The organism is Erythrobacter sp. 3-20A1M (genome assembly GCF_018636735.1).
In the GTDB taxonomy this organism is placed as follows: domain Bacteria; phylum Pseudomonadota; class Alphaproteobacteria; order Sphingomonadales; family Sphingomonadaceae; genus Alteriqipengyuania.
Genome location: NZ_CP045200.1, coordinates 2,137,549 through 2,154,550, shown reverse-complemented (window position 1 = coordinate 2,154,550; position 17,002 = coordinate 2,137,549). Strand labels below are relative to the sequence as shown.

Here is a 17,002-nt window from a genome sequence, read left to right as displayed (position 1 = left end):
GCGCTCAGGACGGCCAACGAAAGGGCGGCAGCGATACGCCTCACGCCCTCAGAACCGGTACCGGAGCTGAACGCCATATTGCGCAGGCTCGCCATAGATCGATCCGATGAACCCGGAATTGTTGTAGCTGGGATTGGCCGTCACCCGATATTCCGTGTCGAGGACGTTGGTGCCGTAAACGGCGAGGTCGAGCGACGACCCGCCTACGTTGCGCCAGTCGAACCGCAAGTTGAGCAGACCATAGCCTTCGATCGTGTCGAACGGCTGGTCCTCAGGCGTCACGCGCTGGCTCGTCTGGTGCGTCCAAATGGCGGACACACTCATATCGCCTGCGGATACGGGCATCGGCAGCGCCACTTCGCCGCTCAGTGTATATTTGTGCTTAGGCACGAAGGAAAAGGGCGTGCCGGCAAGGTCACGGCTGGGTTGCGCGGCCGTCAGCGCTTCGGGAATCGCCGGAATGGCGATGGTGTCATATTCGAGATACTTCGCCGAATTGTACGAATAGGTCGCGCCGAACGTCAGCCAGCGCGTTGGCTTGAGCATGCCCTCGAACTCAATTCCCATCACTCTGGCGCGCTGTGCATTGGTGAGGATATCGGATCCGGCAATCGCTGCGCGCTGGATAACCTGTATGTCGTCATACCAGGTGTAGAAGGCGGCGATGTTGGTGCGCGCCCTGACATCTCCGAACGACCAGTCGCGTTTCAGGCCGACCTCGGCATCTGTGACCTGTTCGGGACGGACAGCGAAGAGCGGATGATTCTCACCGAGGAACAGCGACACGATCGGATTGCTCGCGCCCGATTTGTAGCCACGGCGCGACACCACGTAGAGCAATGTGTCCGGATCGGCGCGCCAGTCGAGACCTAACTGCCAGGTCGGGCCATCACTCTGCCCCCGGAACGTAGGCGTGGTGCAATTGGGGTATTTGAGCGTCGGGAAGTCACCGGCGGCGACCGCCTGGTAAGCATCGTAGGTGCACAGCCCGGCATTGAGGCCAATCACCTGTGCGGCTTGGGCCGGCGTAATCAGCCCGAGTCCGGCCATTTTGTCGAAGATCTGATAACTGTTGGGGTCCTGATAGGCCTGGATGTCGCCGCCAAACGTGTCCCAGGTCCAACGAAATCCTCCGGTCGCGGTGAGCGTGGATGTGAGGGCATATTGCGCCTGGGCATAGAGCGCCTTGCTGCGTCCATCGACGTGCGCACTCGGCTGGAGGCCGAGCGCGGGCGCGAGCGGGCTGGTCAGTCCGAGCGGCGCCCACAGCGCCTCCGGAAAAACGAGCGGGCCGCCGCCCAGAATGCCGCCCGCCTGCATCGGGTTGATCGTGCGGAAGGTCAGCGGAGCCGGCGTGATCTGGTCGAGGTAGAAGCCCCCGGCCTGGAGCCGCAGCGTGCCGTCATCATAGCGGACCTGCAGTTCCTCGGTGATCGTCCGCAGATTATTGTTCCAACTGCCGGGATAGGCGCCGAGTAGGTCGGCCACGGGCAGCGGCGTCGCGTCGCGATCGGTAGCGCTGGACGAGCGGGTGCGCGCGTAGCTGAAGATGTTCTTGATCGTAAGTGTCGGGGAAGCGCGCCACTCAGTGTTGTTGAGGACCAGGAAGTTCTTGGCCCGCTCGAAGGTGGGGACACTCAGCGCAGTCTCGCGAACGCCGCGTGTCTGCTGGGCCACCAGATAAGGCTGGAGCAGTGCAGCATAGGTCCGTGACGGATTCACCGCGAGTAGGACATTGCCGCCACCATGCTCGTCAACCTCTTGATAGCTGACCGCGGTATAGCTGCTCACGGTCTCGGCCGGGTTGAACTGAATACCCAGGCGCAGGCTGAAATTGTTCCGATTCAGATAATCGCGGCCCGTCTTGACGTCACGGACATAGCCGTTCCGCTTATCGAACTGCCCTGCGACGCGCACCGCCAGCACGTCATCGACCACCGGCACATTGATTGCGGCCTGGGCGCTCCTGCGCTGGAGATTGCCAAGCGTCAGGTCGACATAGCCCTCGACAACATTCATCTCCGGTCGCGCAGGCTCCATCAGCACAGCGCCACCCGTTGTGTTACGACCGAACAAGGTGCCTTGCGGCCCTTTCAAAACCTGGAGAGAAGCCAGATCATAGAAGTTACCTGGGCCACTCACCGATGTAGGTACTTCGGCGAAATAGCCGACAACGCCCGGTCCACTCCCGGTGCCCGGACCGCCGCCGCCGCCCATCCCACGGATCGTGTAGGTTTCCTGGTTTCGAGCAACATCGCCTACGACGGAGAGAGAAGGTGTGAAATTCTGAAGGTCGGTGCCGTTGTTGATGCCTTTTTCGCGGATCGAATCCTGCGAAAATGCAGTCACTGCCACAGGCACTTCCTGTGCGCGCTCGCGGGTACGACGGGCGGTAACGACAATGTCAACCAGCCCGGAATCTTCCGATGCTAAAGGCACATCCTGAGCGACCGATTGGGTGCCAGCTGTCGCAACACTGGCATCGCGGGAGGCTGCAGGTGCGCGGGATACCGCCACAGCACCCGACGGATCGCTATGCATCACAAGACCCGAACCACCGAGAATCACCCGAAGCGCCGCGCTCTCGTCCATACTGCCGCGCACGCCTGGCGAACGCAGCCCCTGCACCTCTTGCGTGCGATAAAGGATGTGCCGACCAGATTGACGTGACCACGCATCGAGCGCGGATTTCATACTGCCCGCTTCGATTTTGAACGTACGAAGCTCTGCCTGCGCGAGCGCAGGTGTGGCCATGGCGACCGCCACCGTCGAAATCGTGCACGCAAGCGCAAACTTTCCAGTCATCCTCTTCCCCCTGTCTCGGCCGCCATTTTCGGCTGCTCAGTCATAGAGACGAGAGAAACGGACAAATCCCCAACGCAAGGTCACGAAATAATTTTGATCGTGTCCTCGTCGCTGGCGACGCGAAGGCCGAAAGCGGTGCGAAGCAGGCGCGCGAAGGCGTCGATGTCGTGCGCGTCGAACGAGCCTCCGATACGGATCGCAGCAGCCTGCGGATCGCGGATGAGGATCTGACGTCTGTTGTAGCGATTGAACTCGCGAGCCGCGTCTTCGAGCGTCACCTGGTCGAACGTCAGTACGCCCTGCCGCCAGCTGAGGGAATCCTCCACCCATTGGGTCGATTGCTTGGCGACCAACATCGAGGTGCCGCGCGCGGCGATCATGTCGCCCGCAGTGATAACTGTCGCGCGCTGATCTTCATTTGCGCTTAGATCCTGGACGCGAACGCGGCCCTGCGCCACCGTTACAATCGTAGTGTCGCCATCTCGGCGGATCGAGAATTTGGTGCCGAGCACCGTCACCTTGCTGTGGCCAGCGAAGACAGTGAACGGCCGATTTGCGTCGTGCGCTACATCGAAGAATGCTTCGCCGCGATCGAGCCAGACCCGCCGTTCTCCCTCCGCCAAGGATGTGCGCATCGTACTGTCGGTGTTGAGGGTGATCTGGCTGCCGTCGGTCAAGTCCACTTGCTTGCGCGCGCCGACGGCGGTGGCGACCTCAACCATTTTAGGCGGCTTCGTGCCATTGCTGCTTAGCGCCAGAATGGCGACCGAACAAACAATGAGCAGAGAGGCCGCAATTGCGACGGCAGGCGCCAGCCAGCGAAAATGTCGCCGTTCCGGGCGTTCCGAGCTCCGCATCGCTGCAAGCCGCTCGGTTGCCTCCCAGCCGATCTCGAGACGCCAGAACGCAGCTCGGTGTTCCATGCTTTCGGCAATCCATTGTTGGAGCGCGGCATCCTGCTCGGCCGACCAGTCCGGCTGTTCACGTCGGACCAGCCAAGAAGCCGCGGTCTGCTCGATTTCCCGTGCGCGGCTCATCGCTCGACCTTCCGATGCTTCGGACGGCCTCGGCCGGTTCGGTCGATCCTGCCCTCTCCACCATGCATATAGTCTACCAGCGCGCGCAGGCCCAGCGTAAGCTGGCGCTCCACGGTATGCTCGCTCACGCCCAGGCCAGCAGCAGTCTCCCGTATGCTCAGGCCTTCCACCCGGCGAAGGCGCACCACTTCGCGGCAACGCGGAGGCAGTTGTTCCAGTCCCGCCATTGCGCGACGCAACTCGTCGCGGGCCTCGAGATGATGGTCGGGCGAAAATCTGTCTGCCTCTGCTACGATGTTCTCGAGATCCGCGATGTGATCGAAGGAGACGACGCGCTCGCGCCTAGCGCGATCGATCAGCACGTTTCGCGCAATGGTGAGGACATAGCGGCGCGCCGAGCGCGGCAGCCCGCCGCGCGCGCCTTTCAGCGCACGCTCATAGCTTTCCTGACGGACGTCGATCACTTCCTCGCTTTGGCGGCTATGGCGCGCGATGAAGTGCATCAACTCCCGTTCAAACGGGAGCACTTCCGTTGCGAACCAAGCGCGCAGGGCTTTGTCATCGACCATAACCGAGTTCGACGTATGAACGGTCAAAAGCCGTAACACTATTGTAAACGGCGAGATTATTGCCGCTCACGACGTCAAGTTGTCGGGCGATCCCCCACGTGTCACAATGGTATGCCTGGCTCATACCGTACGGCGCCAATGGCCACAGACACCTAAGAGCGTCCCTCCGCAATCACTTTGTCAGCGAGCGAAAAATCCATTGGGGAGGAAGCCAAATGATCGCTTGCTGGACGCGCATGCGTGAAACACAGCATTCAGGAACCGGCCCAGTTCCTGCCTGTCCGCAAAGCGCCCATAATCGGTCGTCACGGCAGTTGCCGGACGAACCTCAAAGCGGACGAGATTCTAAGCGCGAACGATTACAGTCTCGATGTCTTCGGCGGCGGCGAGTGCCGCCATGCCTTTCGCTGCCCCGATGACGAAGGCGACCTTGCTAGTAAACTGGCAGGTGACTGTCATCGTCCGACTCTTGTTCAGCTTGCGCGCGCCTTTTTGGCGTAGACTGGGAAGTCGCTTGCCTCGCCGTAGTCATGGAATGCGAGTGCCCTCAACGTCGCCATATCAGTGTCCGAGATTGTGAAATCGACCTGCGTGTTGGCGCGGATGTGATCGGGCGTCGTGGACTTGGGCAGCGGCAACAAGCCGAGCTGGAGGCAATAGCGGATCGCGAGCTGCGACACACTGGCATCGTAATTCGCGGCGATCTGCTTTGCGGTGTCGTTGCCAAGGATCTCGCCATGGCCGAATGGCGAATAGGCTTCGACCTGGACGCCCCGACCGTGCGTGTATTTGATCAGTTCATGCGGTGTGTTGCCGATATGGGCGAGGAACTGATTTACCGCGGGCTTGACGCTGCCGTTCTCGAGGATGTTGTCTAGATCGACCTGCTCGAAATTGGAGACGCCAATCGCGCGTAGCTTGCCCGCCTGCAGCGCCTCTTCGAGCGCGCGCCACGCCTCAAGGTTGCCTTCAAAGAAATGGTCACCCTCACGGAAGTTGGCCCAGGGTTGCGGGCTGTGGATGATCATCAGGTCGATCGTGTCGAGACCCATCTCCTTCAGCGAGCCATCGATAGCGGTGCGCGCCTCTTCCAGCGACTTGACCTCGGCGGCGAGCTTGCTGGTGACGAAGATGTCGTCGCGCGCTATCGTGCTACTGCGGATCGCCGCGCCCACACCGCGTTCATTCTCATACGCCTGCGCAGTGTCGATATGTCGATAGCCTACATCGAGCGCGTGGCCGACAGCCGCTTCCACCTCGCCATCGTCGATCAGCCAGGTGCCGAAGCCGATCTTGGGAATCGTGACGCCATTGTTGAGAGTGTAGGTTTCTTCGAGGATCATGTTCTTGCCTTTCGCTCACGCGGACTGGACCTTCCACGTCCGCGCTCTTGTTTGATTAGATGTGCAGGTAATGCGCGAGCGCCATGGCAATATCCGTCACCGCGATGGTGAGTGGCGCTCATGAACCGGATCGGCTAGCTGGGGACGATGCCGACCAGTCGCTCCGACCTCGCCGATCTCACCTACTTCCTCGCGATCGTTCGGGCGGGCACCTTCCGGCGCGCCGCGACCGAGCTTGGCGTCAGCCCGTCGGCGCTCAGTCACGCAATGCGTGGATTGGAAGAGCGGCTTGGCGTGCGTCTGCTCAACCGCACCAACCGTTCGGTAACGCTGACCGCGGCGGGCGAGGAATTGCGCGACAGCGTCGGCCAGCCCTTCGACCTGATTGATAGCGCGATCGAGCGACTCAACCGGTTCCGCGAAAGCCCGTCCGGCCGCATTCGACTCAATGTCGTCGAGGACGCTGCCGAGCTGCTTGTTGCGCCGGTGATGGCCGAGTTCACAAGGCGCTATCCCGACGTGGAATTGGAGATCCTCTCGTCCAACCGGCTCGTTGATATCGTCGCGGACGGATACGATGCGGGCATCCGCTTCGGCGGCACCATCCCCGAGGACATGATCGCGCGCGATCTTTCCGCGCCATTGCGTTGGGTGGTGGTGGCGGCCCCCTCCTACCTCGAAGCGCACGGCACGCCAGAGTTCCTAACGGACATTGCAAAGCATCGCTGTCTGCGCATCCGCAGCGGCGACCATACCGTGTTCGACTGGGAGCTCGCGGGCGAGGATCGCGGCGTGGTGGAGGTCGCGACGCCCGGACAGATCACGCTCAACGAGTCGCGCTCGATGTTGACCATGGCGCTGGATGGCGTGGGGCTGATGTATGGGATCGAGGCACTTGTGCGCCCACATCTTGATGCCGGAACGCTGGTGCCGGTGTTGAAGCAGCACTGGCTGACCGGCGACGGCTTCCAGATATACTGGCCGGGCCGCCGGCAGGTGCCCACCGGCCTCCGCCTTCTGGTCGATTGCATAAGGGAGCTGCAACCGCTCGGCCTGTGACCTGCCGCGGTGTTGAATGCCGCTCATCACGGCATGGAGCCGAATGATCGGAGCGCGCTGCCGTTCCGCTCGTTGAAGTGGCGAAAGGACAGGCACCCATGCCCCATATCGCCGCTAAAATGCACGCTGGTCGATCCGACGCCGAGAAGCGCGCGCTCGCCGAAGCGCTGACCAGCGCGGTCATCGACACGCTCGGCTACGGTCCGGACGCGGTCTCGGTCGCGATCGAGGATGTCGCGCCATCCGACTGGATGGGCACGGTCTACCACCCCGAAATTGCTTCAAACGAAGAGCGGCTGTTCAAGCGACCGGGCTACGGACCGCTAACCCAGCAAGGAGAGAACACATGAAACTTACCCGTCTCAACCAGCAGGAAACCCAGAAAGCCCCAGCGGAGAATTTTGCGGGCGGCGACGTCTACCTCTCCGGCAGCTTCGCCGGTGAGGGGGATGCGCGCGTGACCGGCGCGACCGTGACCTTCACGCTCGGCGCGCGTTCGAACTGGCATACCCACCCGCTCGGCCAGACCTTGCTCGTCATAGACGGCGTCGGCTGGACGCAGTGCGAGGGCGAGGACATCGTCGAGATCCGCGCGGGCGACATCATCTGGTGCCCGCCCGGCCACAAGCATTGGCACGGCGCGAGCAAGGGCCAGGCGATGACGCATATCGCGATCCAGGAAGCCAAGGACGGCGTCGCGGTGAACTGGCTCGAGCCGGTCAGCGACGAGGATTACGAGAAAGGGCCGCCATCATGAAGCTGGCAACCATCCCCGCCATCGCGCTCGCCGCCGCCGTCCCCGCCGCTGCGCAGGATCACGCCCCCACTTCGGAGACCAAAATGACCGTATCGCCCGCCCTCCAGCAGACCACCGAGGCCGAATTGTTTGGTCGCGTGTGGCAGAACGACCAGCTCTCGCGGCGTGACCGCGGTCTCGTCACGCTCGCCGCGCTGATCGCCCGCAACCAGACCGCGAGCATCGACCAATATGCCGCGATCGCGCTGGATGCCGGGGTGAAGCCCGCCGAGATATCCGAAACGCTCTACCACCTCGCGTTCTATGCCGGATGGCAGAATGCGATGGAGGCGGTGCCCGCGGTCGCCAAGGTGTTCGAGGAACGCGGAATCGAGCAAAGCGCGATGCCGCCGGTCGATTCCGCCGACATGCTGCCGCTCGACAAGGAGGCCGAGGCGCAGCGGCAGGAAACCGTCTCCAGCAATTTCGGCAACGTGTCGCAAGGTGTGGTGACTGACACCACCGATCTGCTGTTCCAGGACCTATGGCTGCGTCCCGCTCTCGCTCCGCGCGACCGCAGCCTGGTGACCGTCGCCGCGCTGATCGGGGCGGGCCACTACGACCAGATCACCTTCCACCTAAACCGCGCGATGGACAACGGCCTGACCAAGCCGGAAGCCTCCGGGATGCTGCACCATCTCGCCTTCTACGCAGGCTGGCCGAAAGTGTTCTCGGCCATGCCGGTCGCGAAGAAAGTGTTCCAGAGCCGGGAGAACTGAGATGCGTATCCAATCGATGCTTGCAGCCATCGCTTTGGCATTGCCAGCTGCCGCAGCCGCGCAGGACGCGCCAGCTACGGAAGGTCCGATGGTCGGGACCACTGCGCAGGAACGCGGCGGACAGATCGCGAGCGACGAGAACTTCACCGGCACCGTCTATGTCGAGCCGGTGTTCGACGCTCGCGATCCATTCATCGTCAACGCGGGCAAGGTCACTTTCCTGCCCGGTGCACGGTCCAACTGGCACAGCCACCCGGCAGGCCAGATGCTGATCGTTACCGATGGCACTGGCTGGGTCGCCACGCGCGACGGCCAGCGGATCGTGATGAACGTGGGCGACGTGATCTGGACCCCGCCGGTCGTCGAGCACTGGCACGGCGCGACAGATGGGTCCGCGGTCAGCCACTATGCGGTCCAGCAATACGAGAACGGCGAGAATGTCGTCTGGCTGGAGCCGGTAACCGACGCGGCGTATCGTGGCGGCTAGACTCGCCCCCCTGGACGCCGCAAACAACGCCGCCCCCACCTCGCGCGGTTGGCTGCTTGCGCTGACCTCCGCCGCGACGCTGCTGTCGCTGGTGATCTTCACCGTGCCGCTGACCACGGTGACCGCGACCGCCGATGCGCTGGGCGCCGGACCGGGCGCGCAGGCGTGGATCCTCAGCGCCATGCCGCTGGGTGCCGCGACCGGCTTGCTCGCCACCGGCACGCTGGGCGATCAACACGGGCGGCGGCTGGTGTTCCTGATCGGCCTCGTCGTCTGCGCGCTATCATCTGCCGTGGCCGCGCTATCGGTCGAGCCGCTGCTGCTGATCGCGATGCGCGTAGTTCAGGGCTTGGGCGCGGCGGCCCTGATGAGCTGCGGGCTCGGCCTTCTCGGCCATCACTTCGCCCGCGGGCGTGAGCAGACCCACGCCACCTCAATCTGGGCGGCCTGCCTGGGCGCGGGCGTCGCGATCGGCCCGATCATGGCCGCCTACGGCACGCGCGGCTTCGACTGGAGCGCCGCCTATTGGGCGACCACGCTACTTTCCACAGCGCTTTTGCTCCCCTCGCTATTCCTCTTGCCACGTGACACGCCGCAAACTGGACAGCGCACCGACTGGCTCGGCACCGCGCTGCTGATGGCGGGTCTGGCGCTGGTGATGGCGGGGCTGACCGATATGCGGCAAGGCCTCGGCCAGCCGCTCGTCTGGGTGCTGCTGGTTGGCGGCGCGGTCGCGCTCGCACTCTTGGTGCGCGTCGAACGGTCGCGTGCCGATCCGCTAATCGATTTCGCGCTGTTCCGCGAAGCTTCCTTCGTTGGAGCGACCGTCGCCGCCTTCGCTTCGGGCGCAGGCATCCTCGCGCTGATGAGCCTGGTGCCCGTCATCCTCGCGCGCGGGCTCGGTGTCGGGATCATAGCGAGCGCCTTCATCCTGACCGCGTGGTCCGCCACCAGCGTCATCGCCGCCCTGGCCGCCCGCGCGTTGCCAGAGCATTGGGAGCCACGCTGGATCATCGTCGCGGCGATCCTCGCCTGCGCGCTGGCGCAGGCGCTGCTCTATGCCCCGGCGCAGGGTCCGATGCTGCTGCGCTTCCTGCCCGCGCTGTTCCTCGCGGGCGCGGCCAATGGCCTGCTCAATAGCGCGCTCGGCCAGCAGGCAGTCGCAACCGTGCCCGACGGCAAGAGCGGCGCCGGAAGCGGTGCCAACAACACCGCGCGCTATCTCGGTTCGGCGATCGGGATCACCGTGAGCGCGATCCTGATCGCGCACGGCGGCGAAGTCGGCGGCATAGACGGGTTGATCGCAGGTTGGAACGAGGCGGTGATCGCCACCGTCTTATTTTCGCTATTAGGTGCGGGCGCGGTCGCATGTGCACGATGATCGGATAGAAACGCCTGACTGAAGGTCCGCGTTTAAGCTCGGGATGACCGAAAGCGGACTGACCGCAAACGGCCCAGAAGCTGCCTAATGCGCCGTCTGACGAACGACTGACATTGGGCCGGTTACGGACCGACCGCTTTCAGGCGGGCGCCCCGAGAAACCGGACGTTGGCTCGAGCCGCGACCTTTTGGGTCAGACCGCCTCGGCTGACACGGCGATCTCCGGAAAGATCGTCTCGAGCGCGTGGGTCGCGGTGGCGGCAATGCCCGGAGAGTGGAGATGGACGCCGATATCGCCCTGCGGAAAATCGACATCGCTGGCCGCGGACGCCCAGTTTAGGCTTGTGACGATCAGGTCGTCGTCGTCCCAAGCGACGAACTTGCCGTGGAGCGGGATTTCGCCTGCCTTGATCAAGCGCACGCCATTGTCCGCCGCCTCTTCGGCGAGCTTACGCGCGTGGCGATTCTTAAGCGGCCCCGATGAGCGGGTGTAGAGCAGCGTCACATCGATATTCGCGCGCTCGACCGCGGCCTCTGCCTGGAGGACGACGCCGGGCCGGGCCGTAGACCCAAGGCGATGGCAGCCGACCAAGACCCGGGCTTCCGCGTCGCCGGTCGCTAATCGCATCATTTCATCATGGCTCTCGCCGAGTAGCAGGGTGATCTGCGCATTACCTTCGCGCGGCTCGTGCCGGCGCAGCTCGCGGGTGACGATCGCCATCTCGGTCGCGATATCGTCGGAGAGGCCTCGGCGGCCGACCAGCCGCTGGAGGGCGGTGGTGACGTCAGCGACGACGCGCGAGTCGCGCAGGACCGCAGTCAGTTCGACCGCGCGGAACGGGCTCGAGAGCCAGTTGCATGATCCGACCGCGGCGATCCAGCCACCGTCCTGGGTATCGGCGAGCAACAGCTTGGCGTGCGAGCGGGTACTGCGCATATGGACGCGGAAGCGTCGGGCGAGGTCGCGGTCCTCCCGCACGATCTTGGCGATCTCGACGGCCTCGGCGGTGTTGTGGGTTTCTTCCTCATCGAGATTGTCGGCGCCCCAAAGCAGGTCGAAGCTGACACCGCGCAGGCAGGCCGCGCGGATCTCGGTGAACAGCGCCCGGAAGCGGTTATGGTCGAGAAAGGTCGAGTGGATGATGACGCGGCTGCAGGCCGTCTCGAGCAGGGTCTTGAAGCATTCGAGCTGGGCGGACCCGCCAATGACGAGATCGGCCGGGTCGAACTCGCAAACATGGGTGACGGGCGTTGGATCGGGCTCGGCGGAAGGACCGCCATAGCCGATCTGGACCTGGGTCGTGCCAAGCGGGCGTGCGATCGCCTCGTCGACGATGTCGCGCAAGGTGGCGGAGGCATTGTCGGGGAGGTTGCGCGGCACGCCGTCGACGACGCGGACGAGCATGAACTCACTGTGGAGAGAGGCGGTGCGTCCGTCGATATAGGCTAGCTGCTCTTCCCAGCCGCGCGCCGCGACCTGGGAGAGGCGCGCGAGGTTGGCCTCGTGCGACATCGAGGGGCCGCCGCCTTCAACCATGATCAGGCGGATGTCGGGATCGGGATCGCTACGTAGCGCATGCTCTGAGCCGATGCGGACCTGAGCTGTCGGAAAGAAGCCGCCAGTGGCGCGCTCGATGACACAGCTGACCCGTCGGGTCTCCCGGGTTGGGAAGAAGGGCAGCGGTCGCCCCGCCGTGACGATCTCCTGGCCGTAGGCGCTGGCGCGGAACAAGGCCCCGTCGCTGCGCACGCTGAGTTCGATCAGGCGAAAGCGCATCAGCCGCGCGATTGAGGCGACGATAAGCTGACGAGGCAGGTTCGCGTCGCGCGCGAGATGCGCGATCGAGAGGGGCTGGCGGTTCAAGGCCAGGAAGATCATCTCGTCGATGACGCTCCAGGCACGGCCCTTGTCGATGCTCACTTTCGAGGAAAGGCGAAAGGCCGGGATCGCGATCAGCATGGGCGCTGGCCCAGAAAGATCGCCGGATCGACGAAACAGGCTTGGGGGATGCCGTCGGGGCGAGTCTCGCCGGTGAGCGCGTCGAGCGTCTCCGCGACGGTGTTAAGGAACGAGAGATCGTGACTGCCGGCATCTGGGTTCACGCCACGTACCGCCTCGCGCAGAAAGTCGACGCTGCCGACGATGATGAGCTTGGACTTGGCGCGACTGAGCGCGACGTTCATGCGGCGCTTGTCGCGAAGGAACCCGAGCGCGCGCATTCCGCTCCCGGCATTGTTGCGGACGAGCGACAGGACGACGACATCCGCCTCGTTGCCTTGAAAGCCATCGACGGTGGTCACCCATTTGCCGCCCTGCACGACCGGCCGGAAGGATCCAAGATGCGCCAACGGCCCGCTCCGTACGGCCCCGTCGATGCGTTCGCTGAGCTTGTCGACCTGGGCATTGTAGAACGAGAGCACGACCAGGCTCGGCGACTTTTCGCCGTCGCGGGCCCGCAGATACTCGAGGATCGAGACGACCGCATCGACCTCACCGGGATTGTGCCAGCGCGGCCGCGCGTGCTCGACCGACTCTCGGGCGCCGGTCGCGCTGACATGCTTGAAATTGGCGATGACGATGGGGGATGCCGGCAAGGGAGCGAGGACCTCGAACGGCCGCGGTTTGTCGAACGCGGCATTTGCGCGCTCCGGCTGAGTCTCCAGGGCGCCGCCGTAAAAGGCCTGCGACACGACCCGGGCAATTGCGGGATCCATCCGGCGCTGCTCGGTCAAGGTGCCCGAGATCGTGCGGTGGTTCGGGTTGGCGAGTCGGCGGCGCTCGTCCTCCTCGACGAAGGTACGGAACGGTTCGAACAGGCGCAGCGCCGTGTCGGTGACGTCGCGCAGGCGATTGGCGTCGCCGGTAAGCGCGGTGAGCTCGGAGGATTCGCCGTCGCGGAGCAGCGGCCCGACAAATTGGTCGGCGAGCTCAATCGCTTGGCCGACCAGGGCGTGGTTCTGGAGCACTTTGACCAGCCGGTCGGCGTCAAAGGGCGGCAGCTGGTGATGGTCGCCGATCAGCAGGCGGCGCCCCGACAGCATCATCGGACCGGCAAGTTCGGGTCCGGTTGCCTTGGCGGCTTCCTCGACGATCACCCAGTCGAACTGCTCGCGCGCCTCGATCAGCCGCTCGACATCGGGCGAGTTGGCGGTGGAGACGACGATATTGGCAGCATCGAGGATGAGGCTGGAGACGGCGTTGAGCGCGACCCGGTCGTCCTTGTCGACAGCGTCTTTCGACCGGGTCAGGCGCTGGCCAGCATTCAGCAACTGGACCACACGGTCGCGCAAAGGCCCGGGCGCGTCGCGAGCGATCGGGCTTTCCGATAGGCGGCGCAGATAGTCGAGCCCGGTGGCATGGAGGTCTTGGTCGCTGCGCGGGCGCCGCTCGCTTGCAGTCGAGCGTACGAGGATGACATCATCCATGCCGTTGGCGTGGAGCGTGGCTTTCACTTCCTCCTGGAGATGATCGAGCGCGTCGTGACCCTGCGCGGTCAGCAAGATCCGGGTTGATCGGTCCTCGGAGAAGCGGCGGCGGACGGTCTCGGTGGCAAGCCGGGTTTTGCCAACGCCTGGCGGACCGACGACGAAGTAGGAGGGCAGCGTCGACCACAGCCCTTCAAGCGCCGCGCGCTTGGGCAAATCGAGGTCCTGGAAATGCGCGTCAGCCCGCGCGGAGTCGTCGAGCGTTTCGCGGCTCGATCGCCGGACGCGCCAGGGGTCGGTCAGCATCTCGGCAAGATCGACACGGGTGCCGAGCGCTTTGATGTTGCGCAGGCGGCGGCTGATCACACCCTCGGTGCCGGTGTCACGCTCTGTGCGCAGGAAGAACGGCCCGTTCGACGGGAGCGCTTCGTCGATCTCGAAGCGATAGCCATGGCGGCCGCGATGCTCGCGCAACTCGATAAACGTCGCGACCACATCGCCAGTGCGGCTCGCGCCGAGCGTTGCTGCCTGCGAAATGCGCCATTTTGCCTCGCCGTCGCGATGATCGTCCTCGAACAGGCGTTTCAGCGCGTTCTCGGTGTCGACCAGCCCGACCTTGCGCGCGAGGCGGTCGCGGTCATTGTTCGGCTCAGCCCGAACGATCGCATAGCGCCGCCCCTCCCGGCGCTCGATCTCGAGGACCTCAAGCGGATAGACTTCGAGAGACTTGATAACCGCCTCGACGATCTGAATAAGAAGCAGCGCCTGCCGCACCAGATCGACCTGGTCATAGGCCATCGCCCCTTTTCCGGCCGTGGCGAAGCCACTCCAGTCGAGCGCCTCGGGTCCGAGCCTAGCGCGCAGATCGGTCGCGGTGCGCACCGCGGTCGCGACCGTGATCGGCTGGACAAGGTCGTGCTCGTCATGCCCACCCAGACGCAGCGCGTCGCCGCGCGGCTTGACCTGCGAACAGACCGCGACGTCCCAGGCGGCGGTGCCTTCCTGGCGGAGAGGTCCGAGCGTGTAGATCATCTGATCGCTGACCAGCTGAAGCCGGCTCTGGCCGGGGGCGAACTCGCGCGGGACGAGTAGCGCCACGCCGCGGTCCAGATCGGCACGCACCCAGTCGAGTTGATCGCGATATTCGTCTTCGGGGATCGCGCCATCGGTGACGGTATAAACGGCGCCACCAAGACCGGCATTCTGCGAGAACATCAGGATGAAGCTGCCGGCGCGTGCCGAGCCCGGCCGGCCGACCTCTGCGACGATGTCGTCGATCGCGCGGCCGAGCGAGACAACATCGAGATTGTCGAACCGCGTTGGCGCCGCGAGCCGCTTGATCAGTGCGCGTTCGGCGAGGCTCAGCGCGATCGGCGATTCGGCCTTGCCGGCGGCCTGCACGTCGCCCGATGTGCGCACGACGGCATCGAGACAGTGCGCGGTCATGCGGCCGAGCGCCTTCCAGTCCTCCTCGAACGAATAGCACTGGGCGCGAACCGCGTCGCCGCTGCCGCCAAGCCTGGCATGCGTACGCTGGGCCTTGTCGGCGGTGAGCCACAGGCTCCATTCGAATCCGGTGAGCTGGAAATCCGGATCCTCGGCGCCTTCGGTCATCAGCGAATCGGTCGAGAGATTGCCATGGACCAGCCCCTGGGCATGGACGATACCGAGCGCGTCGACGATGCGGCGGATGTTGCGCCAGAACAGCGCGCGAGGCCTGGGTGCGCCCAGATTCTTGAGCCAGTGCTGGCGCGAGACGCGTTGGAGCTTGTTGGTTAGCGGCTGGCCGGCCGTCTCGAGCAGCACGCCGAACTCATCATCGTCCTCGACGAATTCAAGGATGTCGACGACAACCTCGCGCGCGCCCGAATAGGACATGACGCGCTGAACCTGGCGCATCTCGTGGAGCCAGAGCTGGCGTAGATCGGCATCGACCGCGGCGCCGGTCTTGCGCCAAAGTTTGAGGCTCCGCTCGATTCCGGAAGCGGTGTCGAGCACTTCGAACTGGGCGGAACGGAGCGCCTTGCGGTCGCCGACCGCGACCGCGTCGCCCAGAAAGGTAAAGCGTCGATCGAGTGGCAGCCGCTTTCGCCGGCGCGATCGATTTGATTTTGCTGCGCCTGCCAATTGCTGTCCGGTCCGATTTCCAAAGGTTTGTCATCGCCATCATAGGCATAGAAGCGGTCGCTACAACAACGGAAGCGTTCTCATCCGGGCGAGATCCCTCGGTAGACTATACGAATAAGTTGCCGAGCTGCTTGAGCGCCAATCCGAAAGCCGCCGTTCAACTTCGACCCAGCCGCTCCGAATGCCACTTCGTGAACGAATGTCGGCTTTCAGGAACGACGCCGCGCCGCTCGAATGACGGCAATTAGGGCGCAAAGCTGACATTCCTCAAGGAACGCCTTGATGAAAGGCTGCCCTTCGGGCGACCTGCTCTATCCACTGCGCGGACCGGGCCTGTAGTCCCGGCCCATGCGGGTGACGATCAGGAGCAGTTCGATGTTGAGCGGGAATTTCTGGAGGACGCGCTCTGTCCCGCGCTGCGCGCTCCTGAGGGCGCGGCCTTCCCGAGCTAACCCGCAGGCACTCTTGCCTCTCTCATTGCCGGACGCCCGCTGACGCACTGATTGCACGCGCAGGACCTCCGGCGGCTTCACGCCGTGCAAGGGTACCGTTGCTTGTGCGGATCGCTGCCGCGATCCTTGCGCGGGAACGCTAAGGGCTTCGCCCTCTCGTTCCCGAAACCGCAAATAAACGCCCCCGAATGGCGGGCTGATGCCCGCTGGCCCGCGCCAGGGCATCAATTTTCGGTTTTCCGTCCCCCTCCCATCCTCGCCGCAAGGCAGGCGGCCTGGCGGAGCCATACGCGCCATAATCCATTGCCCATTCGTTGGCAGCAAATCGTCACCTATTTCGCCCCGGGTGTGATAGTCAGCCGTAATTAGAAGCGGGGTTGGAAGTCGGCGAAAAGTTCTGGACAACCATGGACATTTAGCGCAGAGAAAAAGCGTCGGATTTAGGCGCGTGGGTTATATCGTGGGACTTGGTTCGGCGGAAATTTGAAAGAAATTTCATTTCAAATCATTAGGTTTTGACTTAATAAGTCCTCCGTCTCCGCCACTACCCTGTTCCCAACGATCCACCGACGACCGAGAAAAGCCAAGGTTTCCTGCGGCTTGCGTTGTGAGCCGGCCCCTCGCACGAGCGTTCCGATCCGCCGTGTGATTCAATTGTGGTAACGCCCCGACCTTCGAATTGGCGAGCGCACCGAAGGCCTTGCTCGCTGCTCGAGCGCTGGAAGGCGCGTGCGGCAGTGGTATGGTATCATGCGCACGCAGTCTGCCAGGTTCGATGGAGCTAAGCGGATTCGATCGGCGC

13 protein-coding genes are annotated in these 17,002 nt (G+C 64.0%); 7 read left to right on the top strand and 6 right to left on the bottom strand.

Annotated elements, in window-relative coordinates; all coding sequences use genetic code 11:
• Window positions 1–48: 48 nt before the first annotated feature.
• The 3 genes from F7D01_RS10580 to F7D01_RS10570 all read right to left on the bottom strand — a co-directional run bounded on the left by F7D01_RS10580 (window position 49) and on the right by F7D01_RS10570 (window position 4,411).
• Window positions 49–2,805, bottom strand: coding sequence for a TonB-dependent receptor domain-containing protein (locus tag F7D01_RS10580; protein ID WP_251566740.1), 2,757 nt, complete (start codon window positions 2,803–2,805; stop codon window positions 49–51).
• Window positions 2,806–2,885: 80 nt separating this feature from the next.
• Complete coding sequence (locus F7D01_RS10575; RefSeq protein ID WP_215227529.1) at window positions 2,886–3,842, bottom strand: FecR domain-containing protein; 957 nt, start codon at window positions 3,840–3,842, stop codon at window positions 2,886–2,888.
• Entirely contained in the window at window positions 3,839–4,411 is a 573-nt protein-coding gene (locus F7D01_RS10570; protein ID WP_215227528.1) for an RNA polymerase sigma factor, read from the bottom strand. The genes F7D01_RS10575 and F7D01_RS10570 overlap by 4 nt, the downstream gene beginning before the upstream one ends.
• A gap of 240 nt (window positions 4,412–4,651) precedes the next feature.
• On the opposite strand from F7D01_RS10570, the gene F7D01_RS10565 reads away from it, so the two are divergent.
• On the top strand, window positions 4,652–4,912 hold the full coding sequence (locus F7D01_RS10565; protein WP_215227527.1) for a hypothetical protein: 261 nt from the start codon (window positions 4,652–4,654) through the stop codon (window positions 4,910–4,912).
• Here F7D01_RS10565 and F7D01_RS10560 read toward each other — a convergent pair.
• Window positions 4,885–5,754 carry an aldo/keto reductase gene (locus tag F7D01_RS10560; protein ID WP_215227526.1) on the bottom strand — a complete coding sequence of 290 codons (870 nt, stop codon included), beginning with the start codon at window positions 5,752–5,754 and terminating at the stop codon, window positions 4,885–4,887. The two genes, F7D01_RS10565 and F7D01_RS10560, sit on opposite strands and share 28 nt — an antisense overlap.
• Window positions 5,755–5,901: 147 nt before the next feature.
• Between F7D01_RS10560 and F7D01_RS10555 the strand changes: the two genes are divergently transcribed.
• The 6 genes from F7D01_RS10555 (at window position 5,902) to F7D01_RS10530 (ending at window position 10,196) form a co-directional block, all read left to right on the top strand.
• Window positions 5,902–6,813, top strand: coding sequence for a LysR family transcriptional regulator (locus F7D01_RS10555; RefSeq protein WP_215227525.1), 912 nt, complete (start codon window positions 5,902–5,904; stop codon window positions 6,811–6,813).
• A 98-nt stretch (window positions 6,814–6,911) separates the two neighbouring features.
• Window positions 6,912–7,163 carry a tautomerase family protein gene (locus F7D01_RS10550; protein WP_256443705.1) on the top strand — a complete coding sequence of 84 codons (252 nt, stop codon included), beginning with the start codon at window positions 6,912–6,914 and terminating at the stop codon, window positions 7,161–7,163.
• Window positions 7,160–7,570 (top strand): cupin domain-containing protein, encoded by a 411-nt coding sequence (locus F7D01_RS10545; protein WP_215227523.1) that lies wholly within the window; start codon window positions 7,160–7,162, stop codon window positions 7,568–7,570. Before F7D01_RS10550 ends, F7D01_RS10545 begins: the two co-directional genes overlap by 4 nt.
• Window positions 7,567–8,328, top strand: coding sequence for a carboxymuconolactone decarboxylase family protein (locus tag F7D01_RS10540; RefSeq protein ID WP_215227522.1), 762 nt, complete (start codon window positions 7,567–7,569; stop codon window positions 8,326–8,328). The genes F7D01_RS10545 and F7D01_RS10540 overlap by 4 nt, the downstream gene beginning before the upstream one ends.
• A gap of 1 nt (window position 8,329) precedes the next feature.
• Window positions 8,330–8,815 carry a cupin domain-containing protein gene (locus F7D01_RS10535; RefSeq protein WP_251566738.1) on the top strand — a complete coding sequence of 162 codons (486 nt, stop codon included), beginning with the start codon at window positions 8,330–8,332 and terminating at the stop codon, window positions 8,813–8,815.
• Complete coding sequence (locus tag F7D01_RS10530; RefSeq protein WP_215227521.1) at window positions 8,805–10,196, top strand: MFS transporter; 1,392 nt, start codon at window positions 8,805–8,807, stop codon at window positions 10,194–10,196. Before F7D01_RS10535 ends, F7D01_RS10530 begins: the two co-directional genes overlap by 11 nt.
• Window positions 10,197–10,388: 192 nt before the next feature.
• On the opposite strand, the gene F7D01_RS10525 is transcribed toward F7D01_RS10530, so the two are convergent.
• Complete coding sequence (locus F7D01_RS10525) at window positions 10,389–12,155, bottom strand: phospholipase D-like domain-containing protein (protein ID WP_215227520.1); 1,767 nt, start codon at window positions 12,153–12,155, stop codon at window positions 10,389–10,391.
• Window positions 12,149–15,748, bottom strand: a complete 3,600-nt coding sequence (locus tag F7D01_RS10520; protein ID WP_215227519.1) for an ATP-binding protein — start codon at window positions 15,746–15,748, stop codon at window positions 12,149–12,151. The genes F7D01_RS10525 and F7D01_RS10520 overlap by 7 nt, the downstream gene beginning before the upstream one ends.
• Window positions 15,749–17,002 lie beyond the last annotated feature (1,254 nt).

What these genes read in the sequence shown, in the direction of transcription:
- F7D01_RS10550 (WP_256443705.1), top strand. Translation starts at nt 6,912, where the DNA reads ATGCCCCATATCGCCGCTAAAATGCACGCTGGTCGATCCGACGCCGAG.
- F7D01_RS10575 (WP_215227529.1), bottom strand. Translation starts at nt 3,842, where the DNA reads ATGAGCCGCGCACGGGAAATCGAGCAGACCGCGGCTTCTTGGCTGGTC.
- F7D01_RS10560 (WP_215227526.1), bottom strand. Translation starts at nt 5,754, where the DNA reads ATGATCCTCGAAGAAACCTACACTCTCAACAATGGCGTCACGATTCCC.
- F7D01_RS10545 (WP_215227523.1), top strand. Translation starts at nt 7,160, where the DNA reads ATGAAACTTACCCGTCTCAACCAGCAGGAAACCCAGAAAGCCCCAGCG.
- F7D01_RS10540 (WP_215227522.1), top strand. Translation starts at nt 7,567, where the DNA reads ATGAAGCTGGCAACCATCCCCGCCATCGCGCTCGCCGCCGCCGTCCCC.
- F7D01_RS10570 (WP_215227528.1), bottom strand. Translation starts at nt 4,411, where the DNA reads ATGGTCGATGACAAAGCCCTGCGCGCTTGGTTCGCAACGGAAGTGCTC.
- F7D01_RS10525 (WP_215227520.1), bottom strand. Translation starts at nt 12,155, where the DNA reads ATGCTGATCGCGATCCCGGCCTTTCGCCTTTCCTCGAAAGTGAGCATC.
- F7D01_RS10535 (WP_251566738.1), top strand. Translation starts at nt 8,330, where the DNA reads ATGCGTATCCAATCGATGCTTGCAGCCATCGCTTTGGCATTGCCAGCT.
- F7D01_RS10555 (WP_215227525.1), top strand. Translation starts at nt 5,902, where the DNA reads ATGCCGACCAGTCGCTCCGACCTCGCCGATCTCACCTACTTCCTCGCG.
- F7D01_RS10580 (WP_251566740.1), bottom strand. Translation starts at nt 2,805, where the DNA reads ATGACTGGAAAGTTTGCGCTTGCGTGCACGATTTCGACGGTGGCGGTC.